General features: G+C 63.1%; 19 protein-coding genes. 4 read left to right on the top strand and 15 right to left on the bottom strand.

The genetic code is table 11. The features are described from left to right. Positions 1–32: 32 nt before the first annotated feature. Positions 33–2,126, bottom strand: a complete 2,094-nt coding sequence (locus ACYG9Y_RS06035; protein ID WP_032923908.1) for an ABC transporter substrate-binding protein — start codon at positions 2,124–2,126, stop codon at positions 33–35. A 164-nt stretch (positions 2,127–2,290) separates the two neighbouring features. Continuing rightward, positions 2,291–3,757 (bottom strand): alpha-glucosidase/alpha-galactosidase, encoded by a 1,467-nt coding sequence (gene melA, locus ACYG9Y_RS06030; RefSeq protein WP_023739501.1) that lies wholly within the window; start codon positions 3,755–3,757, stop codon positions 2,291–2,293. 246 nt (positions 3,758–4,003) lie between these two features. Between melA and ACYG9Y_RS06025 the strand changes: the two genes are divergently transcribed. Then, positions 4,004–4,846, top strand: a complete 843-nt coding sequence (locus ACYG9Y_RS06025) for an AraC family ligand binding domain-containing protein (protein WP_084014369.1) — start codon at positions 4,004–4,006, stop codon at positions 4,844–4,846. Between the two features lie 2 nt (positions 4,847–4,848). Here ACYG9Y_RS06025 and ACYG9Y_RS06020 read toward each other — a convergent pair whose 3' ends face one another. From ACYG9Y_RS06020 to ACYG9Y_RS05990, 7 genes are all read right to left on the bottom strand, one after another. After that, positions 4,849–5,916 (bottom strand): ABC transporter ATP-binding protein, encoded by a 1,068-nt coding sequence (locus ACYG9Y_RS06020; protein WP_023739504.1) that lies wholly within the window; start codon positions 5,914–5,916, stop codon positions 4,849–4,851. A gap of 3 nt (positions 5,917–5,919) precedes the next feature. Continuing rightward, positions 5,920–6,768 (bottom strand): carbohydrate ABC transporter permease, encoded by an 849-nt coding sequence (locus ACYG9Y_RS06015; protein ID WP_023668128.1) that lies wholly within the window; start codon positions 6,766–6,768, stop codon positions 5,920–5,922. Beyond that, complete coding sequence (locus ACYG9Y_RS06010) at positions 6,768–7,691, bottom strand: carbohydrate ABC transporter permease (protein ID WP_023685296.1); 924 nt, start codon at positions 7,689–7,691, stop codon at positions 6,768–6,770. Before ACYG9Y_RS06010 ends, ACYG9Y_RS06015 begins: the two co-directional genes overlap by 1 nt. Before the next feature lie 231 nt (positions 7,692–7,922). Continuing rightward, positions 7,923–9,200 (bottom strand): ABC transporter substrate-binding protein, encoded by a 1,278-nt coding sequence (locus ACYG9Y_RS06005; RefSeq protein ID WP_023739505.1) that lies wholly within the window; start codon positions 9,198–9,200, stop codon positions 7,923–7,925. Positions 9,201–9,226: 26 nt separating this feature from the next. Continuing rightward, complete coding sequence (locus ACYG9Y_RS06000; RefSeq protein WP_023712132.1) at positions 9,227–10,423, bottom strand: PLP-dependent transferase; 1,197 nt, start codon at positions 10,421–10,423, stop codon at positions 9,227–9,229. Beyond that, positions 10,420–11,154: a FadR/GntR family transcriptional regulator gene (locus tag ACYG9Y_RS05995; RefSeq protein ID WP_023668124.1), complete on the bottom strand. Its 735-nt coding sequence runs from the start codon at positions 11,152–11,154 to the stop codon at positions 10,420–10,422. Before ACYG9Y_RS05995 ends, ACYG9Y_RS06000 begins: the two co-directional genes overlap by 4 nt. A gap of 121 nt (positions 11,155–11,275) precedes the next feature. Then, the gene (locus ACYG9Y_RS05990; RefSeq protein ID WP_023739506.1) at positions 11,276–11,983 is read right to left on the bottom strand and encodes a DJ-1/PfpI family protein; all 708 of its coding nucleotides are present in this window, start codon (positions 11,981–11,983) and stop codon (positions 11,276–11,278) included. An 86-nt stretch (positions 11,984–12,069) separates the two neighbouring features. On the opposite strand from ACYG9Y_RS05990, the gene ACYG9Y_RS05985 reads away from it, so the two are divergent. Next, positions 12,070–13,017: a GlxA family transcriptional regulator gene (locus tag ACYG9Y_RS05985; protein WP_023739507.1), complete on the top strand. Its 948-nt coding sequence runs from the start codon at positions 12,070–12,072 to the stop codon at positions 13,015–13,017. A 62-nt stretch (positions 13,018–13,079) separates the two neighbouring features. Here the strand turns inward: ACYG9Y_RS05985 and ACYG9Y_RS05980 are convergent, their stop codons facing one another. From ACYG9Y_RS05980 to ACYG9Y_RS05965, 4 genes are all read right to left on the bottom strand, one after another. Next, positions 13,080–13,859 (bottom strand): SDR family oxidoreductase, encoded by a 780-nt coding sequence (locus ACYG9Y_RS05980; protein ID WP_023739508.1) that lies wholly within the window; start codon positions 13,857–13,859, stop codon positions 13,080–13,082. 25 nt (positions 13,860–13,884) lie between these two features. Further along, positions 13,885–14,835, bottom strand: coding sequence for an L-arabinose ABC transporter permease AraH (gene araH, locus ACYG9Y_RS05975; protein ID WP_023729461.1), 951 nt, complete (start codon positions 14,833–14,835; stop codon positions 13,885–13,887). An 11-nt stretch (positions 14,836–14,846) separates the two neighbouring features. Beyond that, positions 14,847–16,358, bottom strand: coding sequence for an L-arabinose ABC transporter ATP-binding protein AraG (araG, locus tag ACYG9Y_RS05970; protein WP_023712137.1), 1,512 nt, complete (start codon positions 16,356–16,358; stop codon positions 14,847–14,849). Between the two features lie 70 nt (positions 16,359–16,428). Beyond that, a complete protein-coding gene (locus tag ACYG9Y_RS05965) occupies positions 16,429–17,418 on the bottom strand; it encodes an arabinose ABC transporter substrate-binding protein (RefSeq protein ID WP_023739509.1) in 990 nt (329 codons plus the stop codon). 245 nt (positions 17,419–17,663) lie between these two features. On the opposite strand from ACYG9Y_RS05965, the gene ACYG9Y_RS05960 reads away from it, so the two are divergent. Beyond that, on the top strand, positions 17,664–18,353 hold the full coding sequence (locus tag ACYG9Y_RS05960) for a FadR/GntR family transcriptional regulator (RefSeq protein WP_245260479.1): 690 nt from the start codon (positions 17,664–17,666) through the stop codon (positions 18,351–18,353). A gap of 7 nt (positions 18,354–18,360) precedes the next feature. Beyond that, positions 18,361–19,509 carry a galactonate dehydratase gene (dgoD, locus tag ACYG9Y_RS05955; RefSeq protein ID WP_023739511.1) on the top strand — a complete coding sequence of 383 codons (1,149 nt, stop codon included), beginning with the start codon at positions 18,361–18,363 and terminating at the stop codon, positions 19,507–19,509. A 237-nt stretch (positions 19,510–19,746) separates the two neighbouring features. Here the strand turns inward: dgoD and ACYG9Y_RS05950 are convergent, their stop codons facing one another. Both ACYG9Y_RS05950 and ACYG9Y_RS05945 read right to left on the bottom strand, forming a co-directional pair. Beyond that, entirely contained in the window at positions 19,747–21,399 is a 1,653-nt protein-coding gene (locus ACYG9Y_RS05950) for an FAD-binding dehydrogenase (protein ID WP_023739512.1), read from the bottom strand. 49 nt (positions 21,400–21,448) lie between these two features. Then, the gene (locus ACYG9Y_RS05945) at positions 21,449–23,161 is read right to left on the bottom strand and encodes an aldehyde dehydrogenase family protein (protein WP_023739513.1); all 1,713 of its coding nucleotides are present in this window, start codon (positions 23,159–23,161) and stop codon (positions 21,449–21,451) included. Positions 23,162–23,210: the final 49 nt, after the last annotated feature.

The raw sequence follows: 23,210 nt of genomic DNA, 5'->3' as shown, positions 1-23,210 counted from the left end.
AGCGCGGCCGGGCGTCAGCCAGGGGAGGAAACTCAGTTCGTCGGACCCTTGTCGCCGGGCTTGCCGGGAAGCTGGTCGGGAAAGAGTTCGTATTTCTGCTGCTTGTCGGCGGCGACGAAGACGCGTTCGCGCACGATCGAATCCTCGGCCCAGTTGAACATGAAGATCGGCGTTCCCTGCGGGATGTTGGAGAAGCGCTTGTTGATGATCAGGGCGCCGGGATATTCGGTCAGTCCGATATTGTAGACATGCTCCGTCGAGATCTTCTGGAACGTCTTCATCAGGCTGGCGCGCTCGTCATTGTCTGACGAGGAGACGAACTTGTTGACGATGTCGACAAGCTCCTTTTCGAACGGCATCAGGTCGACCACGCCGCTTTCGGGCGCGCGGTGATCCCAGCTGGTCTTGGGTCCGACGGGCGCGAGTTGCACGGTATTCTGCACGACGGAAGTCAGCTCCTGCTCGTTGCGCCTGATCAGCCAGTCGAAGCGGCCGGAATATTGCGAGGCATCACGCTGGGTGCCGTTGAGGCCGTTGAGCACGACCCTGATGCCAAGCTTTTCCATCTGGCCGACGACGCCTTCGGCGAGGCTCTTGTCTGTGCCGTAGTCATTGTTGACCAGCATCACGATCTCGACATTCTTGCCGCCGGCGGTCCCGGCCGGGAAGTTCACGAAGCCGTCGCCATCCGTATCCTTGAGACCAGCCTTGGCCAGTTCCGCCTTGGCGCCCTCGATGTCGAAGGGATAGTAGACGGTCGAGTTGCGGTCATAGAAGCTGGTGCCCGAGGAAAAGCCACCGGGGTAGATGGCGGTGAACGGCCCCTTGACCAGCGAGTCGCCGAGCGCCTTGCGGTCGAGCGCCATGGTGATGCCCTTGCGGAAGTCCTCATTGCGATTGAGCTCGCGGATCGCCTGGCCGCGTTCGTCGGGATTGCCCCAGCCATTGGCGGAAAAGTTCATGCGCAGATTGTAGCCGATCAGGCGCGGGCCAAAGGCGAGCCGGGCCGGCGCGTCCTTGTCCGCCGCTCGCTTCAGCGAAGCGACGAAATTCTCCGGCTGCTCGAGGTTGGAGAAGTCGGCGGCCCCTGCCACCGCCTGCACGTCGCGGTCGGCCCAGGTCGACAGCTTGTAGTGCAGTTCGTTGAGATAGGGCAGCTGGTTGCCCTTCTCGTCGACCTTCCAGTAGTAGGGATTGCGGCGCAAGACGATGATGTCGTCGGGCCTATACTCCACCGGCACCCAGGCACCCATCACCGGAATGTTCATATATTCCGGCGGGAACGCGTTCTTGAACTGCTCGTAGGTATTCTTCGAGTACTTCGGATGCTGCGGCTTCAGGATATGCGCCGGGCCGGGGCAGAAGGTGCCGTAGGCCATGGCGTAGAGATACTGTTTGGGGAAAGCGTCCTTGAAGGTCCACTCGACGGTGTAGTCGTCGACCTTCTTCAGCGTCGTGCCGACACCGAAGGTTTCCGCTGTGGCGCCGTTCAACGGCGAGACATTGGGGTCGACGACCTCATCGTCCCAGTAGAACATGACATCGTCGGCATTGAAGGCAACGCCGTCAGACCATTTGGCGCCTTCGACCAGGTGCATGGTCAGCGTGTGGCCATCCTTCGACCAGTCCCAGCTCCTGGCGAGGTTGGGCAGCGGCTCGGTGTCCTTGGCCTCGACCTGGAACAAAGGCGCGGTGCGCGTCAGGCATTCCGAAAGGCCGATGTCGATGCCGCCCCATCCTTGGGTCTGGCCGGCGCCATAATTCCAGCCTTCCGGCCGGCCGCCAATGACGTGGCGCATGGTGTCGCCATAAACGCCGATGCCGTCCGGCATGTTGCCGGTCTTGAACATCAGCGGCTCCTTCGGCAGGCGATCCTTGACCGGCGGCAGCTTGCCCGTCTTGACGTATTTCTCGGTGACCCAGTCGGGCTCGTGATATTCGGGCAGCGCCTTGAACTCCAGGATGGAATCGCGGGCGACGTATTTGATCTTGCCCTCGGCGGGAAACGCCGCCGGCGCCGGCGGCGTGGTCGGCTCGGACGCGTATGCACTGCCAAGCGCCGATGCCGAGACGCTCAGCGCCAGCCCGGCGAGAATGCCAATTCTTCGCCCGGCGAGAATCCCCATTCTTCGCCCGGCGAGAATTCCAATTCTTCGACCGGCGAGAATGCCAATTCCACGAAAGTTCCTCATTGTGTTCCTCCCAGATGTTTCGACGTCTGCTGCTGCCCGCATCTATTCATGATGGCTGATTGGCGAACCGGCCTCCCGCTGTCCGCCTGCCAGCATTCTCAGCCGGCCTGTTTCAGGGCCGTTTTTTCGGCGCGCAGTTCCTCGATCGAGCGCACTTTGCGCCGCGCCGCACCCGCCCAGTCGCGGGTTTTCACCATCGATTTCGAAAGCCGCTCCATGGCGGCCGGCGCGGCATCGGCGTATTGCGGCAGCCAACGCGCCTGGGCGACGACCATCTCGTCGACCATCTGCCAGACCTCTTCCGGCGTCGACACCGCACCCACCAGCGGATCGTGCAGCACCGCGAGCTTGAGCAGGTCAATGTCGCCCGTAACAGCCGCATGCACCGACATGCGCTGGACGTTGATCGAAGCCATGCAGGTGGCCGCGCAGGCTTCCGGCAGCGTGATGCCTGACGCCATGTTGATGCCGAAGCGATCGACGAAGCCGGGCGATTCGATGATCGCGTCCTGCGGCAGATTGGTGATGATGCCGGTGTTCTTGACGTTGAAGTGGCCGCGATAGACGCGGTTCGTCTCCAGCGCTTCGAGAATATGGCTGGCATGTTCGTTCGAGCGCTTCGATACGTCGAGCGGCTTCGACGCCGCTTCGAGGAATTGCGGATATTCCGTCTCGAACCAGTTGCGGGTTTCCGTTGAGTAGCGAAGATAGCCGCCGGTCTCGCCATGGATCCAATCGGACATGTCGATCCAGCGGGTGATTTCGTCCGGCCGCTTGCGATACCAGGGCAGATATTCGGAGAGATGACCGTTGCTTTCGGTGGAGTAGACGCCGAAGCGCTTCAGCACGTCGATGCGCAGCTTTTCCTGCTGCGAATAGACCGGATGCGCCTCGAAGGCAGCCACCAGTTCGTCCTTGCCGATCTTGCGGCCGTTGAGCCGCAAATCGATGAACCAGGTCTGGTGGTTGATACCGGAGCAGACATAATCGAGTTCGCTGTGCGACTTGGCGCCGAGCACTTCGGCGATCTGTTCGGCGCCGTGCTGGACACCGTGGCAGAGGCCGACCGTATCGACCTTGCCATATTCGATCGCCGCCCAGGTGTTCATCGCCATCGGGTTGGCATAGTTGAGGAATTTGGCGCCTGGCTCGGCGACCTCCAATATATCCTTGCAGAAGTCGAGGATGACCGGGATGTTGCGCTGGCCGTAGAGGATGCCCCCGGCGCAAATCGTGTCACCGACGCACTGGTCGATGCCGTATTTCAAGGGAATGCGGATATCGTCGGCATAGGCTTCGAGCCCGCCCACCCGCACGCAGCTGATGACGTAGCGCGCGCCTTCCAGCGCCTTGCGGCGGTCGGTCGTCGCCGTCACCCTGGTCGGCAGCTTGTTGGCCTCGACGATGCGGTCGAGGATCGCCTTGATCATTTGCAGATTGTGTTCGCTGAGATCGGTCAGCGCGAATTCGATGTCGCTGAATTCCGGGACGCACAAAATATCGGTGAACAGCTTCTTGGTGAAGCCGACGCTGCCGGCGCCGATAATAGCGATTTTGAAACTCATTACCTCACCTCGATGCATTCGAATGCCGGGTAAGGAGCAACAGGAAAGGGAATGGCGGCTCGCCTCGGCGCGCATGCCATTCGAGCCGGAATTCCGGCTCGTTCTCCTCCCCGCCCGCTCCTCGACCGCGGGTCTTTCGCGTTCTCAGGATTTGGATTATGCCGTTATTCCAAGGCGCGGCCAGAGAACGATTATGCTTTCGAGGGTAATTTTGTGCTGCATGATCTGATCGCCAACGGACAGTTGATGCGAACCATCTCGCTGCCGCGCGGCCGCCAGCGCCTGCATGCCATGCCAACCAGCACCGGCTATGAAGTACGCGAGGGCGTGACCTATGACTGGGATGGGCGCAAGCGCGGCCAGACACCGTTCACCGTGCTGCAGCACACGATCAGCGGCACCGGCCAGCTGCGCTACGAGAACCGCAACTACCGCCTGCAGGCCAACGACACGCTGCTGGTGCTGGTGCCACACAACCATCGCTACTGGCTGGAGAAGGGCGACCGCTGGGAATATTTCTGGATCTCGATGAATGGCGAGGAGGCGCTGCGCGTCCACAAATCCATACTCAGCGTCTCCGGCCCGGTGTTTCGGCTGCAGCCGGAGACGATCGATCATCTCGCCGATTGCAGCCTGCGCCTGATCAAGGCCGGCGCTTCGCCGGGCGCTGCTTCGGCAATCGCCTATGAGGCGGCGATGGCGCTTTACGACGATGTCTTCGGCTCGCACGCCTTTACTGAGAAACAGAGCGTCATGCAGCCGGTCATCGATCATATCAACGCCAATCTCGACAAGCCCTTGCCCGTGGCCGAGCTCGTCCAGATCAGCGGCCTCAGCCGCGCCCATTTCTCGCGCTGCTTCGCCGAGAGCGAAGGCGTTCCGCCGGCCGAGTTCGTGCTGCAGCAGCGGCTGCAGCGGGCGGCGAAGCTGCTAACCAAAGCCGATTTCCTGCCGGTCAAGGAGGTCGCCATCCTGTGCGGCTTCGAGGACGCCAACTATTTCTCGAAAGTCTTCCGCCGGCTCTACGGCATCAACCCGACGCAGTTCCGCACCACCGGCATGTATGCCAGCCTGGGCAGCCTTCGATAGGATTACCCGATGCGGTTGCCGCTTGCGGGATCGAACAGATGCAGCGCCGCCGGATCGGCAGACAGCCGCACCTTATCGCCAGGCCGGATAGTGCTGCGTCCCATGACGAAGACACAAACCAGCTGGTTGGCGAGCCGGACATAGAACTGCGTCGACAGGCCGAGTGGCTCGACCACCTCGACCTCTGCCCTGAGCGGACCATCGTCGGCAAGCTGGATGTGCTCCGGCCGTAGCCCGACGGTGAGCACATCGCCATCCTTCAATGGCAAGCCATCAGGCAATCTCAGCTTCTGGCCGTCGGCCAGCACCGCGTCCACCTTGCCGCCCTTGGCCACTGTCGCCGGAAAAAAGTTCATGCCGGGCGAGCCGATGAAGCCGGCGACGAAGGTGTTGATCGGCCGATCGTAGAGTTCGAGCGGATGGCCGACCTGCTGGACGTAACCGTCATGCATGACGACGATGCGGTCGGCCATAGTCATGGCTTCGATCTGGTCGTGGGTGACATAGACCGATGTGGTCTTGAGCTGCTGGTGCAGCGCCTTGATCTCGGCGCGCATATGCACGCGCAATTTGGCGTCGAGATTGCTGAGCGGTTCGTCGAACAGGAACACTTTGGGATCACGCACGATGGCCCGGCCCATGGCGACGCGCTGGCGTTGGCCGCCGGACAGTTGCCTGGGCAGACGGCCGAGAAAATTGTCGAGGCCGAGCCGCTTTGCTGCCGCCCCTACCCTGCCGTCGATCCTCGTCTTCTCCGCCTTCTTCAACAGCAGGCTGAAGCCCATATTCGACGACACATCCATGTGCGGATAGAGCGCGTAGGACTGGAACACCATGGCAATATCGCGGTCCTTCGGCGCGACATCGTTGACCAGCCGATCGCCGATATGGATCTCGCCGCCCGACACCTCCTCCAGCCCGGCAATCATGCGCAAAAGGGTCGACTTGCCACAGCCGGACGGGCCGACCAGCACGACGAACTCGCCATCGGCGATCTCGAGGTCGACGCCGTGCAGGATGCGCAGCGAACCGTAGTCCTTCTCGACGTTTTGCAGCGTGACGGAAGCCATCGATTATCCTTTGACCGCGCCGGCGGTAAGGCCGGTGACGAGATAGCGTTGCAGGAAGGCGAAGAAGATGCAGACCGGGATCAGCGCCAGGATCGACGCCGCCATCATCTGCCCCCAGTCGACGGCGAACTTGCCGATATAGGTGAGCAGGCCGACGGCAAACGTCTTCTGGTCGTCGCTGGAAATGAGCATCAGCGCGAACAGCAATTCGCTCCAGGCGGCGGTGAAGACGAAGCCGAGCGTGGCGCCCATGCCGGGCAAGGTCAGCGGCACGATCACCTTGCGCATCGCCTGCGCCCGCGTGCAGCCGTCGATCATCGCCGCTTCCTCCAGATCCTTCGGAATGCCGTCGAAGAAGGACTGCATCAGAAAGGTGGCGAAGGCGGTGTTGAAGGCGGTGTAGATGATGATCAGACCAACCAGACTGTTGGTCAGGCCAAGCTCGCCCATGACGCGGTAAATCGGCGGAATGACCATCACCAGCGGGAAGGTTTGCGTCAGCAAAAGCATGATCGCCAGCGTTGCCTTGCCGCGAAAGGTGAAGCGCGACATGGCGTAGCCGGCGAGCGTGGCGATGACTGTCACCAGGGCCGCCGTCGACACTGAGACGATAACGCTGTTGAGGAAATAGCGGGGGAAGTCAGAGGCTTCCAGGACAGTGATGAAGTTGCGGAAGGTGGTCTGCGACGGCCACAGCGTGATGCCCTCGGAATAGAGCAGCCGCTCCGGCGTTACCGAAATCTTCAGCGTCCAGAAGATCGGAAACAGCGCAAAGATCATATAGGCGGCAATCGCCGCGTAGAGGCCGATGCCGCTGAAGATGCGCGAGGAGGTGGAGCGTCCGGCAATCATCAGACGTGCCTCACCAGCAAGCGGCGGATGGCGATCAGCGCGATCGCATAGGCGATGAGCAGTACCAGTAGCAGCACCGCCACCGCGGAGGCATAGCCCTTGTCCAGCGACTTGAAGGCGCTGACATAGATGTAGACCGGCACCGTGCTGGTCGAGCCGGCCGGCCCGCCCTCGGTCATGACGAAGATCAGATCGGCGAAGGTCGCGATCCAGATCGTACGCAGCATGACGGTGATGACGATGGTCGGCGCCAGGAACGGCAGCGTCACCTTGGTGAAGCGCTGCCAAGGCGAAGCGCCGTCGATTGCGGCCGCCTCATGCAGTTCCGACGGGATCGACTTCAGCGCCGCCAGCAGCGTGATGGCGAAGAACGGAATGCCGAACCAGATGTTGGCGATGATCGGCCCCCACATGGCGGTCGCCGGATCGGACAGCACATTGGTCGGCTCGGCCTTCAGCCCGAGCGTGAAGAGCCAATGCGGCAGTGGTCCGATGATCGGATTGAACAGCCACGCCCAGGTCAGGCCCGACAGGAAAGATGGCACCGCCCAGGGCAGGAACACCACCGCCTGCACGAACTTGCGCCCGACAAACGGTTTGTCGAGCAGCAACGCCAGACCCAGGCCGAGGAAGAACTGGAAGAACAGGCTGGCGACGGTCCACCACAGCGTGTTGACCAGCGCCTGCCCCAGCACCTGGTCGGTCAGCATCGCCTGATACTGGCCTAGACCGACATATTCGGATTTGAAGGCGGAGAACTTCCGGAACGAATAGCTAATGCCGATGATCAGCGGCACCAGCAGCACCACGACCAGCAGAACGATCGCCGGGCTGAGATAAAGCCAGGGCTCGATTGCTGCATGCGTCAGCCGCTTCTTTCGCGGCCGGCCGGCGGATCGTATTTCGGACACGGCATAAGTCATTAGCGCTCAACAATCATGGGTGGGTGCCGACAGCAGCAACAGCACCCTTCTCCCCGTTCACGGGGAGAAGATGCCGGCAGGCAGATGAGGGGCGGCGCCAGCCTTGGGGTGCTCGCGCTGCCCCTCATCCGGGCCTGTCTGTGCATGTCGTTGTCCCAAAACCGCTACGCACTTTTGGGCGACATGCATTCGGGCCACCTTCTCCCCGTAAACGGGGAGAAGGTGGAAGAACTACTTCTTGTTCTTGGCCAGCCAGTCCTGCTGTTCCTTGGTCAGGAACGCGGCCCATTGATCAGCAACGTCCTTGGCCGACTTCTGGCCGAGCAGCACTTCCTGGAAATTCTTGATCGCCACCTGGTCGACGAAATTGCCGAGGTTCTCCAGATGTGTCGGCGGCGTCACCATTTCATATTTGGAAGTGTCGCTGAGTTCGGTGAACCAGCCTTTGAACTGCTCGGTCTTGAAGTGGGGATCCTGGTCGGCGCCATTGTGGATCGGCACGACGCCGACTTCCTTGGCCCATTCGAGATTGTCCTTGGGCGACAACAGCGTCGCCATCAGCTTCCAGGCATCGTCCTTGTGCTGCGAATTGGCGAACATCGCCCAGCCGGCATAGCCCAGCGTCGGATAGGATTTGCCGCTTGGCCCCACAGGCAGCGGCGCCACGGCAAAATCGTCGGCACTCATCTTGTCGGCAATGCCGATCAGCGCATCCGGATCCTGGTTGAGCATGGCGCAGGTGCCGGAATAGAAGCCGGTGACGGTCTCGTTAAAGCCCCAGCTCACCGCATCCTTGGGCGCCAGCCCGTCCTTGTACATGTCGGCCAGCATCTGCAGGCCCTTGACCGAGCCCTCCTCGTTGATGGTCGAGGTGCCGTCCTCGTTGAAGTAGCCGCCCTTGCCAGCGGCGATGTTCATGAACATGTGCATGCCGTTGAAGGCGCCCGGCCCACCACGCAGGCAATAGCCGTACTTGCCTGGAATGGCGGAGATCTTCTTGGAGTCGGCGATGAAGTCGTCGAGTGTCGCCGGCGGGCCGTCGAGACCGGCCTCCTTGAACAGCTTCTTGTTCCAGAACAGCGCATTCACATAGTAGCCGTACGGGATCATGAACTGGGTGTTGTTGACGGTCGAGCCGAACTGCTTGGCGCGGTCGCCGAGCGTTTTGGCATCATCCCATTTGGCCATGTAGGGACCGAGATCCTCGAGCTGGCCGTTGGTGGCGTAGAGGCCCATCCAGCGCTCCGGCATCTCGACGATGTCGGGCGTATCGCCGGCCTGCACCATGGTGAGGAATTTCTCGAACGCCTGGCCCCAGGGCAGCGAGACCACCTCGACCTTGACGCCGGCATTGGCGGCCTCGAACTCGGCGATCTGCTTCTTCAGGAATTCGGTGCGCTGCGGGCTGGTGATGACCTCGACCAGCTTGAGGGTGGTGTCGGCCAGCGCGCCGCTGGCGGACATCGCCAGGCCGGCAGCGGTGGCAAGCATGATGCTCAGTCGTTTCATGTTCAGAACTCCCATTTTGAACCCAGTCATTTTTTTGCTTTGTCGAAGGCCTGGCCGATGTCGGCCCAGAGGTCTTCGACGCTTTCCAATCCGACATTGAAGCGGATGGTTCGGGGGCTGACGCCGAAGCGCGCCATCGAATTGAGACCCGGTGTCTGCTCGAGCGAGGCCTTTGCCGGCACGACCAGGCTTTCATGACCGCCCCAGCTGACGCCGATGCGGAAAAATTTCAGCGCATCGACGAAAGCGGGAATGTCGACATCCTCCGTCACCTCGAAGGAGAACAGCCCGGCATAGCCGGCAAGCGTCTTCTTGCCGGGATGGTTGGAATAGGCGGGATGATTGACCCGCTCGACCTTGTCATGCGCCTTCAAGCGCTCGGCGATGATGAGCCCGCTCTTCATGTGATGCGGCAGTCTCAGCGGCAGCGTGCGCAGGCCGCGCAACAGCAGCCAGCCCTCGAAGGGCGACAGCTTTGCGCCAAGCTGCGAGTAGGTCTGGTCGTTGATGTGCTTGATATGGGCGGCCGAGCCCGCCACCACACCGGCGACGGTATCGCTGTGGCCGCCGAGATATTTCGAGGCCGAGTGCAGCACCAGATCGACGCCGTGCAGGATCGGCTTCTGGAACACCGGCGTCGCCCAGGAATTGTCGATTGTGGTGACGATGCCCTGCTCTTTCGCCAGCCGCGTCAGATGTTCGAGATCCTGCAGCTCGAACATCATCGAGGTCGGGCTTTCCAGGTAGAGCAGTTTCGCACCGGGAAGTGCCGCGGCCACCGCATCCGGATCGGAGCCGTCGACATAGTCCACCTTGATATGCAGGCGCGGAAACAGCCGCTCGAACAGTCGGTAGGCGTCGCCATAGCAATTGCGCACCGCAAGGATGCGTTCGCCTGCGCCGACGAAAGCCAGCAACGTCGCGCTGATCGCAGCCATGCCGCTCGAAAAACCACGTGCGGCTTCAGCACCTTCAAGCGCTGCGACGCGCGACTCGAATTCCATCACCGTCGGATTGTCGCCGCGCGAATAGATCGGCTGTTTCCTGCGCCCGGCAAAGGTGTCGGCCATGTCGGCATAGCTGGCGAAGGTGAACAGCGAGGTCTGGTAGATCGGCGGCACCACCGCATTGCCGGGGAACGGGTCGTCATGCGCCAGAAGCGTCGCCGCCTCGGCGAGATAGTCGCTGCCGGAAATGCCTGGGTCGAAGCTGTGCTCGTTCATGTGCGGACCGAAAGTTTGAGGTTGGCGGCGCCGCGCTTCAAATCGTCCTCGACCGTGGCGATCAGCTTCAGCGCTTCGGCCCGGGCGCCTTCCGGATCGTGCGCGGCGATGCAGTCGAACATGGTGCGGTGGTAGGGAAAGCTTGCGTGGCCGAAATCGCGCACGCCGAGCGGATGTTCCCAGAAGCGGTGGAACAGTTCGTGCATGGCGGCGATAATCTGCTCGAACAGCGGATTGCCGCAGGCGCGGTAGATCGCCTGATGGAATTCCCAGTCCTCTTCCGACGACATGCCGGCGCGGCTGAGAAACTCTTCCTCCATGATGTCGAGCTTGCGCTCGATCTCGGCGAGGTCGTCCTTGTCGGCACGAATGGCGCAAAGGGCGGCGGCTTCCGCTTCCAGCGCGCGGCGGATTTCCAGCGTGCGCATCAGACCGGTGAAATCATTGCCGCCGGCAAGCGTCAGCGGCATGTGCAGCATGTCGAGCGAGACGGCGGCCTTGAGATAGGTGCCCGAGCCCTGCCGGCGCTCGACCAGGCCAAGCCCTTCCCAGCGCGTCAGCGCCTCGCGCACCGTGTTGCGGCTGACCTTCAGACGCTCAGCGAGGATGCGTTCGGTCGGCAGCCTCTCACCGGGTTCCAGCTTCTCGCGCATGACGAAGCCGGCCAACGCCTTCAGCACCGCGTCGTCGCGGGCCGTCGTCTGGATCGGCGGAAGGCTGAATTCGGTCACCGGGGCTATTACCGAAGTGGTTCAATGGTCCAACCAATTTCTGCACAGACGAAGGGACCTGTCAACAGTGGAAACGCAGCAAGGCCGAAGGGCCAGGGGATGCACCTTCGGCCTTGCTGCTTCAGCCGTGGATGCGCGCCGGCGCAGCGGCGGCGCGAGCCTCGCGCCAGCGAGCGAAGATTGCCTCGCGAACCCGCCTCGAACCAGAGAGGCGCTTTTTTGCCTGCGCCAGCACCGCAGGCGACGCCTCGGCGGGCGTGCCGGACCGAAAGGGAGGAGCCGGGGCGTATTCGAGCGAGAGCTGCACGATCTCGGCCTCCTCCTGTCCAAGCAGCCTCGCAACCAGCGCCAGGCCGAAGTCGATCCCCGAAGTGACGCCGCCGGCGGTGATGAGCTTGCCGTCTTCGACGATACGCTCGTCGACCGGGATCGCTCCGAACTCCTCAAGGAAATCATGCGCATACCAGTGCGTGGTCGCGCGCTTGCCCCTCAGCAGTCCGGCCGCCCCAAGCACCAGGGCACCGCTGCAAACGGAGGTGATGTAGCGCACCTGCCCCGCGCGCTCCCACACGAAATCGAGGACTGTCTGGTCCTCCAGCAGCGCGTTGACCCCGCCCCCGCCAGGAATGCACAGCACGTCGAGGGGCCGGCAATCGTCAAAGGTCGCGGTTGGCGTCAGCGAGAGGCGCGTCGATGACGTCACCGGGTTGCGATCCTTCCAGATCAGTTCCACCTCGGCATCCTTGGCCGATGCCAGGACTTCGTATGGGCCGGTGAGGTCGAGTTGTTGGACGTCGGGGAATACGAGGATGCTGAAACGAAGGGGCATGGAAATCTCCGTGGGTTGACTTCCGGCAATCTACGGCATCATGGTTTGGCACGATTGCCATTCATCCCTCGCTTCGGGCCAAACCAATGCGCCGTATCGAAGTACTTGCCTATCCCGACATCCAGCTCCTCGACGTCAGCGGACCGCTGCAGGTCTTTGCCAGCGCCAATGATTTCAAAAGGCAGGCCGGCGAACCGGCTCCTTACGAGGTCGTGGTCGTCGCCGCCTCACCGCGCATCCGGACATCGGCCGGTCTCGTGCTGGAGGCAGCAGTGCTGCCAACCCACGGAGGTAAGATCGACACGCTGCTTGTCCCCGGAGGATGGGGCGTCAACGCGGCCTGCGACGATCCCGTGCTGGTCCAGTGGATCGCCGGTCGCTCGCGCGATGCCACCCGAACCGCTTCCGTCTGCAGCGGCGCCATGCTGCTGGCGACGGCTGGCCTGCTCGACGGCCGCCGCGCGGTGACCCATTGGGGACGCTGCGCGGAGTTCGCCCGGCGCTTTCCCGCGGTCCGGCTCGAACCCGATCCGATCTTCATCCGCGACGGCAATGTCTGGACATCCGCCGGCGTAACGGCGGGGATCGATCTCGCCCTCTCCCTCGTCGAGGCCGACCTTGGCCGGCACACGGCGCTCGGCGTGGCGCGCGAGTTGGTGGTCTTCCTGAAACGTCCCGGTGGCCAGGCGCAATTCAGCCAGACCCTCAAGCTGCAGCAAGGCGACGGGCGCTTCGACCGGCTGCATGGCTGGATCCTCGAAAATCTGGCCGGTGACCTGTCGCTCACGCAGTTGGCCGACCACGCCAATATGAGCTCGCGCAGCTTCTCGCGGCGCTATCGCGAGGCCACCGGCCGGACACCTGCCCGCGCGATCGAGGAGATCCGGATCGAGGCGGCGCGGCGGATGCTGGAGCGGGGCCAGCCCGTCAACCAGACGGCCCGCCGCTGCGGTTTCGGCTCGGAAGAAACCATGCGGCGCGGCTTTCTGCGCGTGCTGGGCACCAATCCGCGCGCCTATCGCGAGCGTTTCTGATCGCGACTGCTTGCTCCATTAGGCCGGCGGTCGATGCGGTAGAAATAGAGCCTCTCCAGCGTTCAGGCGGGATGCTGTAGCTGGCTGAGCCCGCCATCGACGACGAGGGTCGCCGCGTTCATGAACGGGCACTCCTCAGAAATCATGAACACAGCGGCCAGCGCGATCTCGCGCGCCGAGGCGATGCGGCCGCCGGGATGCAGCGCCAGCGTCTTGGCGCGCGCCGCAACCGGATCGGCAAAACTGTTCCAATAGTCGGTCGCCTTCTGCGTCTCGACATAACCGGGCGCCAGCGCGTTCACGCGCACGCCCTGCCCGGCATATTCCAGCGCCAGCGACTTGGTCAGCCCAAGCAGCGCGTGCTTGGCCACGGGATAGGGGAAGGTATGAGGGATGATGGTGAAGCTGTGCGTCGAGGCGATGTTGAGGATCGCGCCACCGCCATTTGCGATCATTGCCGGCAGCACCGCCTTGGCGCAGTTCCAGGCGCCTTTGACGTTGACATCGAAATTGCGATTCCACTCCTCCTCGGTCGCCTCGAGCGGCGTCGAGAACACATTCATCCCGGCATTGTTGATCAGCGCGTTGATCGGCCCGATCGCGTCGGTCGCCCGGCTGACGGCAGCGGCAATCGCGGCCCCGTCGCTGATGTCGGCTGCGGTATGTCCGACATGGCCCTGCGGTGCGGCAAGGCCGGCGACCGTTTTGTCCAGCAGCGCGCCGTCGCGATCGACCAGGAACAGTTTTGCCCCTTCGGCCAGGCAGGCCTCGGCGATGGCAAGCCCGATGCCTTGCGCGGCGCCGGTGAGGAAGATGCGTTTGCCGGACAGGCGCTCAGCCATGGCTGTCACTCCACTGGAAGACGGATCAGCGCCGGCCCAGTGCCGACGAACGCAGATTGTCGAGCAAAACGGCAAGCAGCAGGATCACGCCGCGCACAATGTATTGGTAGAAGGCTGCGATGTTGAGCAGGTTCATGGCGTTTTCGGCGATGCCCATGATCAGCACGCCGACGATGACGCCCGACATGGTGGCGCGGCCGCCGGCAAGCGAGACGCCGCCGAGCACGCAGGCCGAGATGACCGAGAGTTCAAGCCCCACCGCCGCATTGGGCTGGCCCGACGTGATGCGCGAGGCCAAAAGGATGCCGGCGATGCCGCAAACCACGCCTTGCAGCGCAAAGATCCAGATGCGCGTCCAGTCGACATTGACGCCGGCCAGGCGCGAAGCCTCCGGGTTACCGCCGATGGCCAGCGTGTTCTTGCCGAACACGGTACGATTGAGGACAAAACCGAAGATGCAGAACAGCACGGCCAGGACCCAGACCGGCGTCGGAATGCCGAACAGCTTCGACAGCGCCAGTTGGTAGAAATCCGGGCTGTTGATGCCGACGGCGCGGCCATCGGATGCGATCAGCGCAAGGCCGCGCACGATCTGCATGGTAGCAAGCGTCGTGATCAGCGCGTTGATGCGGAACTTGGCGATGACGACGCCGTTGATGAAGCCGACGAAGGCGCCGCAGGCGATTGCCGCAAGAAGCCCGAGGATGATCGATCCGGTATAGTTCGACGCCATCACCGCGACCATGCCGGCGAAAGCAACGATCGAACCGACCGAGAGGTCGAAGTCGCGCGCGGCGAGGCAGAACATCATCGTGCAGGCGACGATGCCGACGGTGACCACCGATTGCAGCAGGCCGAGCATGTTGCGGTCGGTCAGAAAATTCGGCACCAGCAGCGACACCAGCGCGAAGGCGACGATGAAGATCACGACGAGGCCCTGTTCGCCGAGCAGGATCTTCTTCAACTGATCGGTCATGGCAAAGATCCTCAGGATGCGATCGCGTCGGGGGTTTTCTGATCGGGAAGAGCGGCGGCCAGGATCGCTTTTTCGGCGAACTGGTCGCGCGCGAGTTCGGCGCTGATGCGCCCGCCGCACATCACCAGGATGCGGTCGCAAATGCCCATCACTTCCGGCAGTTCGGACGAGACGACGACGATCGCCATGCCGTCTTCGGCAAGCTGGTAGAGCAGTTCGTAGATTTCCGCTTTGGCGCCGACATCGATACCGCGTGTCGGCTCGTCGACGATAAGCACGCGCACGCCCTGCTCCGACAGCCAGCGGCCGAGAATGACCTTCTGCTGGTTGCCACCGGAGAGGTTGATGATGTCCTGCTTGCGCGACGGCGTGCGCACCTTGAGCTTCTTGATGAAGGTCTCGGCGGTGGCGATCTCGCTAGCGCGGTTCAAGATTCCGAAGCGTGTGTGATGACGCCGCGACGAGATGTTGATGTTCTCCTCGATCGAGCGGCCCTGGATGATGCCGTCATGCTTGCGGTCTTCCGAGCACAAAACGATCCCGGCGCGGATCGCGTCATGCGGATCGGTGGCATGCACGACCTTGCCATCAACGGTAATGGTGCCACCTGAGCGCGGGTCGGCGCCGAACACCAGCCGCATCAGTTCCGAGCGCCCCGCGCCGATCAGGCCGAAGAAGCCGACGATCTCGCCCGCCCTCGCCTCGAAGCTGGCGGGCGTCGTCAGTTTTACTCCGCAAACAGCGTCGACCTTCAGCCGGACATCGCCGGCCGGGCGTGGGCGAAACCCCCAGATATCGGAGATTTCGCGGCCGACCATTTCGGCGACGACCTGGTCGCGTGTGACGTTTTTCAGCGACGCATGGTGCGCCGCGAGCTTGCCGTCGCGCAGCACGGTCAGGCTGTCGCAGAGGCGGAACACTTCGTCCAGCCGGTGCGAGACATAGATGATGACCTTGCCCTCGCCGCGCAGGCGGTCGATCAGGGCAAACAGGATTTCGCTTTCGCGCGACGACAATGACGAGGTCGGCTCGTCCAGAGCGATGACGCGCGCGTCGAGCATGATCGCCTTGGCGATCTCGACCATCTGGCGCTCGCCGATCGACAGCGTCTTGACCTTGCGGCTGATATCGATGTCGATGCCGGCTGATTTCAGCTTGGCGCCAACATCGTCCAGCATCCTGGCACGGGCGATGATGCCGGCGTTGGCGGGGAAGCGGCCGAGGCTGAGGTTTTCGGCAACAGTGAGCTCGGGAACCAGCTGCAGTTCCTGGTGGATGACGATGACGCCATTGTCGAAGGCATCTCGCGTCGTTGCATAGGCTTGCATCTTGCCGTCGATGAGGATCTCGCCGTCATCGGCATGCTGGTCGCCGGACAGGATCTTGATCAGCGTGGATTTGCCGGCGCCGTTCTCGCCCATCAGGCCGTGCACGGCGCCCTTGTCGACGCCGAACGAGACGTCCGACAGCGCCTTGACGCCCGGATAGGTCTTGGTGATTTCCGAGAAGTCGAGAAAGGACATGGGGCGCCTATCCTTTTGCCATGCCAAACAGGCGGCGACTGTGAGCCGCCGCCTGTTTGTACAGGGAGGATTATTCGATGCCGAGATCCTTGCGGACCGTCTGGTAGTCGTCGCGCTTGGCCAGCGCACCGGCGGTCAGGATGAGCTTCTCGGGTTCCTTGTTGTTGGCGACCCAGTCATACATGTTGAGCGCAGTCTCGTAGCCGTGACGCTTCGGCGAGATGATCACCGTGCCGACGAAGCCGGTGGCGGTCGGCTTCTTGAACTCGTTGATCGCCGAATCCGCGCCGCCAATGCCGACGCCGATCACGTTTTCGGCCGGGATGCCGACGCTTTCGGAAGCGCGCACGGCGCCGAGAACGGCTTCGTCGTTGAGGCCGAAGGAGACCCACTTCTTGATGTCGGCATGGGCGTTGAGCACGACCGTCGCCGCATTAAGCGCAGCCTCGGTATCGGTCTTGGCCTGCGGCGCGTCAAAAATGTTCTCGGCCTTGAAGCCGTTGGCCTTCAGCACCGAAATGGCGCCTTCGACCCGGTCGACGGCGGTCGGCAGTTGGTCGTAGGAGACGCGGATGGCGCCCACCTCGTCGGCTTTCCAGCCGCGTCCCTTCATTTCGTCGACGATCGCCTGGCCGACGGCCTCGCCGATCTTGGTCGCCGAAATGCCCATATGCGGCACGTCTTCCAGCGCCTTGCCGTCTGCGCCGACCAGACGGTCATCAACCGTCATCAGCTTCAGATTGTTGGCGGCGGCCTTGGCGACGATGCCGGGGCCGAGCTTCACATCAGGCGTGCAGACGATGAAGCCTTGCGCGCCCTGCGCGCCCAGATTGTCGATCGCCGACATCAGCTTCTCACCGTCCTCGGCGCCGATCTTGACCAGGGTAAAACCCTTCTCCTTGGCGGCCTGGTCGGCGAACTTCCATTCGTCCTGGAACCACGGCTCTTCCGGCTGTTTGACGATGAAACCGATCTTGGTGTCCTGAGCATATGCAGCGATGGTCGTGACGGACAGCACGGCAAGCGCGCCCGCGACGAGCGCGGTCTTCAGAAGTCGCATGATTACCTCCCAGCGATGGCCGGGCGCTCAGCCCGGATGCAGAGTCTCTAATTCTTTTTATCATACTCGTCAATTGATCTGGTATGATAATTGAGCTATATGCTCTGACAAGCGATCGCTGGCGCAAATCCTCCGCATCCGGTAAGGCCGGGGACGCGAGATCAGTGGTTTCGCCGCCTTGGAGGAGGGCTGAGGTGACCGAAACTTCGAAGAAGGCATCAGGCGACACCCGCCGCCCGCGCGTCATGCCCGATGTGACCAAGGCGCTTGCCGCAGACATCTTTTCCGGACGCTATCCCGCCGGCTCGTCCCTGCCGACCGAAAACGAACTCGGCGTCGAATATGGCGTCAGCCGCACCGTCATCCGCGAGGCGCTGAAGGTGCTGGCCGCCAAGGGGCTGGTGCTGTCGCGGCCGCGCATCGGCACGGTTGTATGTGAACAGGACAACTGGAACATCATCGACCCGCAGGTGCTGGCCTGGCACGCGCCGCATGCGCTGGACGACAAATTGTTCGACGCCATCCTCGAAACGCGCCGCGCCATCGAGCCGCTGGTCGCCGAACTTGCGGCGACTCGTGCGACGCTGCAGGAGATCGCCGATCTCGAAGCCGCCTGGCGCGGCATGGCCAATGCCGGCGAGGATCTCGCCGCCTTCTCGCGCTCGGACATCACCTTTCACCAGATCGTCTATGCCGCGAGCCACAACCCGATCTTTCGCCAGATCGGCAATCTGATCGACACCGGGCTGAAATTCTCGCTCGAAGCAACGGCGACCATTTCGCTCAGCCGGCGCATGGAAGCGGTCGCGGCGCATCGCGAGGTGGTCGAGGCGCTGCGCATGCGCGATGCCGCGGCGGCGCGTGCAGCGGCAGGCCGGATCCTCGACCTTGCGGCGCGCGACCTGGTCAGCGCCAAGAAACTCAAGAACAACTGAGACCAGCATGAAAATCATCTCGCTCACCACCTACATCGTCCCGCCGCGCTGGCTGTTCCTGAAGATCGAGACCGATGCCGGCGTCACCGGCTGGGGCGAGCCTGTCGTCGAAGGCCGCGCGCTGACGGTCGAGGCAGCGGTCAAGGAACTCGGCGATTATCTCATCGGCAAGGACCCGCGCCTGATCGAGGACCATTGGACGGTGATGCATCGCGGCGGCTTCTACCGCGGCGGGCCGATCCTGATGAGCGCCATTGCCGGCATCGACCAGGCGCTGTGGGACATCAAGGGCAAGGCGCTCGGCGTGCCTGTGCACGAACTGCTCGGCGGCAAGTTGCGCGACAGCATCAAGGTCTATTCCTGGATCGGCGGCGACCGGCCGGCGGAAGTGGCTGCTGGCGCCAGGGAGGTCGTTTCGCGCGGTTTCCAGGCGCTGAAGATGAATGGCACCGAGGAACTGCAGATCGTCGACAGCCATGGCAGAATAGATGCGGCTGTCGAACGCGTCGCCATGGTGCGCGAGGCCGTTGGTCCTGGTATCGGCATCGCGGTCGATTTTCACGGCCGCGTGCATCGGCCGATGGCGCGCATGCTGGTCAAGGAGCTGGAACCCTACCGGCTAATGTTCATCGAGGAGCCGGTGCTCAGCGAAAACCGCGAGGCGCTGAAGGAGATCGCAGCGCTGGGCTCGACGCCGATCGCGCTCGGCGAGCGTCTTTACAGCCGCTGGGATTTCAAGTCGGTGTTCGAGCAAGGCGCCGTCGACATCATCCAACCCGACCTCTCGCATGCCGGTGGCATCACCGAATGCCGCAAGATCGCGGCGATGGCCGAGGCTTATGATATTGCGGTCGCGCCGCACTGCCCGCTCGGCCCGATCGCGCTCGCCGCCTGCCTGCAGCTCGATGCCGTCAGCTACAACTGCTTCATCCAGGAACAGAGCCTCGGCATTCACTACAACGCTGCAAACGATTTGCTCGATTATGCCGCCAACAAGGACGTCTTTCGCTACGAGGATGGCTATGTCGCAATCCCCGATGGTCCCGGCCTCGGCGTCGAAATCGACGAGGACTACGTCAAGGAACGCGCCAAGGAAGGCCACCGCTGGCGCAACCCGGTCTGGCGTCACAAGGACGGCTCGTTTGCCGAGTGGTAGTCCGGCCGATCTTGCTGCCAGGCCTTCAGGACCTCGAGCTCAATTTCGCGGTGGCGCCAGCGTAACGCAGGCCTCTGATGGGCCGCGGCGCCGAGCACCAGCGCATGGGAAACGTCGGCGCCGGCAAGCCGCAACTGCTGACCGCCTCGGTTGCGGCAAGCGATCGAAAGCGGTCGCTATCCTGGGACATGGCGGATGTCCTGTTCTCATCGACCTTTTCTTGGCCCGCCAGCCGCGTCACCTGCCCGCGGCGTGCCGGCCTGCGTTCCTGCCGGAGAAGATGCAGCTGCCGAGAAATGTCCCTTCCAGCGCATTGTAGCCGTGATAGCCGCCGCCACCGCCGCCGGCCACCTCGCCTGCCGCATAGAGCCCGGCAATGGGCGCGCCATTGCCATCGAGAACCTGCGAATTGAGATTGGTGTGCAGGCCGCCAAGCGTTTTGCGCGTCAGGATGTTGAGGCGCACCGCGATCAGCGGCCCGTGCCTGGGATCGAGTATCTTGTGCGGCTTGGTCACCCGGAAGATCTTGTCGCCGATGTAGTTGCGGGCGCCGCGGATGGCTGTGACCTGCGCATCCTTGGTATAGGCATGGTCGACCTCTCGATCGCGCGCCACGATCTGGGCGTTGAGCCCGTCGTAGTCGAGCAGATTGTCGCCTGACAGCGCGTTCATCCCGGCGACCAGGTCGGCCAGGTTGTCGCGGACGACGAAGTCCTCGCCCTTTTCCAGGAACGCCGCCACCGATGGCGGCGCCTTGCCGCCGCGCCGGTTCTTCAGCACGGCCCGCCAATCCTTGGCCGTAAAGTCTAGGTTTTGCTCCGAGCCCGACAGCACGAACTCCTTCGAGACGATCGTCTTGCTCAGCACGAACCAGGAATAATCGTGGCCGGTCGACAGGATGCGCTTCAAGGTGCCGAGCGAATCGAAACTCGGGAAGAACGGCGCCTCCATGCGTTGTCCGAGCGCATCGAACCATAGCGGCGACGGCGCCGACAGGATGCGAATGCCGTGGTTCGGCCAGATCGGATCCCAGTTCTTGATCCCCTCGACATAGTGCCACATGCGGTCGGCGTTGATGACGGCCCCGCCGGCGTCCTGGGTGATCGCCACCATGCGGCCGTCGACATGGTGCGGCACGCCGGCAACCATACGCTTCGGCGCTGGCCCCAGCCGCCCGACCGGCCAGACCTTGCGAACCAACTCATGATTGCCGCCGATGCCGCCGGAGGTGACGATCACGACACCGGCCGAAAGGTCGAAATCGCCGACGGCCGTGCGGCTCGACTGCTTGCCGCGCTCGACATCGGATGCCTCCAGGATTTCGCCCGCGACGCCGGTGACCGCGCCGTTGGTCTTGATCAGCCGGCTGACCTGATGACGGAATTTCAAAGTGATCAGCCCTTTGGCGACGTGCTCGCGCACGCGCCTTTCGAACGGCGCGACCACGCCCGGCCCAGTGCCCCATGTCAGGTGGAAGCGCGGCACTGAATTGCCGTGGCCATTGGCCAGCGCGCCGCCGCGCTCGGCCCAGCCGACCACCGGCCACCAGCGCATGCCCATGGCGTAGAGCCACGGCCGCATCTCGCCGGCGGCGAAATCGACATAGGCTTCCGCCACTTTCCTTGGCCAATGGTCCTCGGGCCGGTCGAACTGGGCAGAACCCAGCCAATCCTGCCAGGCGAGGTCGCGGCTGTCCTTGATGCGCAGGCGGCGCTGCTCGGGCGTGTTGACCAAAAACAGGCCGCCGAGCGACCAGAATGCCTGGCCGCCGAGAAAACCGCCACCCTCTTGCTCGACGATGATCACGCGCTTGCCGGCATCGCCGAGTTCCGCGGCTGCGGCCAGGCCGGCCAGCCCGCCGCCAACGATGATTGCGTCCGCGTCAGCCATTGTCGTAGCTCCTGTGCCGGCTTTTGTTTTCGAGATCGGATGCTCGTTGCTAGCCGCGCAGCGCGTTCCAGATGATGCGCGGCAGCTTCAGGAGGCTCGGCTGGTAGTTGAACTCGGTGATCAGGCGGCCGACCATGTGTGCCCTTTTGTGGGTCAGGAACCAGGCCGGCTTCGGCATGATGCGGAACGGCGCTTCGAGCACGCTGCGTTCCGGTCTGTCGAACAAATAGGTGTTGTGGACGACGCCGATGCCGCTCTGCACGTCGTCGAGCGTGTGGCCAGGGAAAGCACCCCAGGTCGGGCGCAGCAGCGCGAACAGAACGCCGCTCCAGGAATTGATGCCGATGCCGCCATAGCGCAGTTCGGCAATGATTTCCTCGAAGCGCTGCCGGCCGATCTCGGCGATCGTCCTGGGATGGATGAGGATGTTGGCGGCAAGCGTGCCGTGCAGCTTTTCATTGGCGTAGGCGACAGCGGCGCGCAGATAGGATTCCGCATTGCCCGCCGGCAGCCGCATGACGCTGAGCGCCGGCGCGAACACCTCGGCATTTTCGAGATAGGTATCCGTGCCCGGCCGGAATGGCACCACCACGCAGGCCGGCCCGCCGGGCCGCTCGAATTTCTGTACGCTGTCGGCATGCGCCTCGAAGGCGGCGAGGCGCTCGGTCGCGCCGGGATAATAGGCCGGGCGCGACGGGGCTTTCTGCATCACCTTTTCGAGGGCCGCCAGAAGCGCGTCGGATTTGTCCCAGCCTTCGGGCAACACGAGCATTTGGCAGGCGATACAGTTGAAACCGGAATTGTTGAGCTTCTGTGTGGCGATCAGTTCGGCATGGTAGGCGATGTCGGCATTCGACCATGGGCCGGGCACCACGATGGTCGGCGCCACGCCGCCAAGCTCAGAGGTGATACGCCGGCTGTTGCGCGGCTTGCCCGCCGCCTTGTTCTTGCGGCCCTCCTCGCCAGGCCCCCAGACGATCGCGTCATGCGAGGCCGCGGCACCGGTGATGTGGATGTCGTCAACGAGATCGTGGTTGCACAGATACGCACCGACATCGGCGCCGCCGCGCACGATGCGCAGCGCACCGAATTCGATCAGCGGCCGCAGCGCCGGCCGCAGGAAATCGATCAGATAGTCGTTGACCGGGTTCATCTTGAGCAGAACCACCTGGTGCTCGACCAAAAGCTTGTGCAGGCAGTCGAGCGGCGCGATCGAGGCGACATTGCCGGCGCCGAGCACGAGGCCGATCTTGCCCTTGCGGCTGGTGCGCGGCGCGTCATAGGCCGAGGCGGTGTTTGCGGCGAGGTTCGCCTTGGTCACGCCGGGCTGCATCCAGATCTCGGCCTTCAGCCCGGTGAACAGCACCTTGTCCCAGAGCGAATTCGGAACCACCGTCACAGCCACCTGTCCGTTGGGCAAGGTGCGAACCGGCAGACTGTCAAGGAACTTCTTGCCGTCCATCAGGCTCAGCGTGTGGATGAACTGGTTGCAGCCATCCATCAGCGCCGCCGGGCCAGCCAGCCATTCCTCACCTTCCAGCGGCGAGCCGGTCGGGATGCCCTTCTTGCGCGTCGCGGTTTTGACCCACGCCTCGGCGACCTCGCGGATGTGATCCTTGACCTGCCGCAGCAAGGCGATCCGCTCGCCATTCGAGGTCTGCGCCCAGTCGTCCTTCCTGGCGTCGAGATCGGTGAGCGCGAGGTCGAGTTCGGCTGCCCATTCAGGCTGCACGGGCTGGGTTTTGACTGCCTTGGCAACCATCCTATCCTCCTCCACTTCGATCTCTTTGTTTGACGCAATTCCTGTGGGA

Source organism: Mesorhizobium sp. W050 (genome assembly GCF_054719535.1).
This window is presented reverse-complemented; position numbering and strand designations above follow the sequence as displayed.

Bases quoted from the DNA above. Each gene is read 5' to 3' on its own strand.
- ACYG9Y_RS05950 (WP_023739512.1), bottom strand. From the start codon at position 21,399: ATGGCTGACGCGGACGCAATCATCGTTGGCGGCGGGCTGGCCGGCCTG.
- melA (WP_023739501.1), bottom strand. From the start codon at position 3,757: ATGAGTTTCAAAATCGCTATTATCGGCGCCGGCAGCGTCGGCTTCACC.
- ACYG9Y_RS05965 (WP_023739509.1), bottom strand. From the start codon at position 17,418: ATGCGACTTCTGAAGACCGCGCTCGTCGCGGGCGCGCTTGCCGTGCTG.
- ACYG9Y_RS05985 (WP_023739507.1), top strand. From the start codon at position 12,070: ATGCGCCGTATCGAAGTACTTGCCTATCCCGACATCCAGCTCCTCGAC.
- ACYG9Y_RS06000 (WP_023712132.1), bottom strand. From the start codon at position 10,423: ATGAACGAGCACAGCTTCGACCCAGGCATTTCCGGCAGCGACTATCTC.
- ACYG9Y_RS06010 (WP_023685296.1), bottom strand. From the start codon at position 7,691: ATGACTTATGCCGTGTCCGAAATACGATCCGCCGGCCGGCCGCGAAAG.
- araH (WP_023729461.1), bottom strand. From the start codon at position 14,835: ATGACCGATCAGTTGAAGAAGATCCTGCTCGGCGAACAGGGCCTCGTC.
- ACYG9Y_RS05990 (WP_023739506.1), bottom strand. From the start codon at position 11,983: ATGCCCCTTCGTTTCAGCATCCTCGTATTCCCCGACGTCCAACAACTC.
- ACYG9Y_RS05945 (WP_023739513.1), bottom strand. From the start codon at position 23,161: ATGGTTGCCAAGGCAGTCAAAACCCAGCCCGTGCAGCCTGAATGGGCA.
- ACYG9Y_RS06025 (WP_084014369.1), top strand. From the start codon at position 4,004: ATGCGAACCATCTCGCTGCCGCGCGGCCGCCAGCGCCTGCATGCCATG.
- ACYG9Y_RS06005 (WP_023739505.1), bottom strand. From the start codon at position 9,200: ATGAAACGACTGAGCATCATGCTTGCCACCGCTGCCGGCCTGGCGATG.
- ACYG9Y_RS06015 (WP_023668128.1), bottom strand. From the start codon at position 6,768: ATGATTGCCGGACGCTCCACCTCCTCGCGCATCTTCAGCGGCATCGGC.
- araG (WP_023712137.1), bottom strand. From the start codon at position 16,358: ATGTCCTTTCTCGACTTCTCGGAAATCACCAAGACCTATCCGGGCGTC.
- ACYG9Y_RS05980 (WP_023739508.1), bottom strand. From the start codon at position 13,859: ATGGCTGAGCGCCTGTCCGGCAAACGCATCTTCCTCACCGGCGCCGCG.
- ACYG9Y_RS05960 (WP_245260479.1), top strand. From the start codon at position 17,664: ATGCCCGATGTGACCAAGGCGCTTGCCGCAGACATCTTTTCCGGACGC.
- ACYG9Y_RS06035 (WP_032923908.1), bottom strand. From the start codon at position 2,126: ATGGGGATTCTCGCCGGGCGAAGAATTGGCATTCTCGCCGGGCTGGCG.
- dgoD (WP_023739511.1), top strand. From the start codon at position 18,361: ATGAAAATCATCTCGCTCACCACCTACATCGTCCCGCCGCGCTGGCTG.
- ACYG9Y_RS06020 (WP_023739504.1), bottom strand. From the start codon at position 5,916: ATGGCTTCCGTCACGCTGCAAAACGTCGAGAAGGACTACGGTTCGCTG.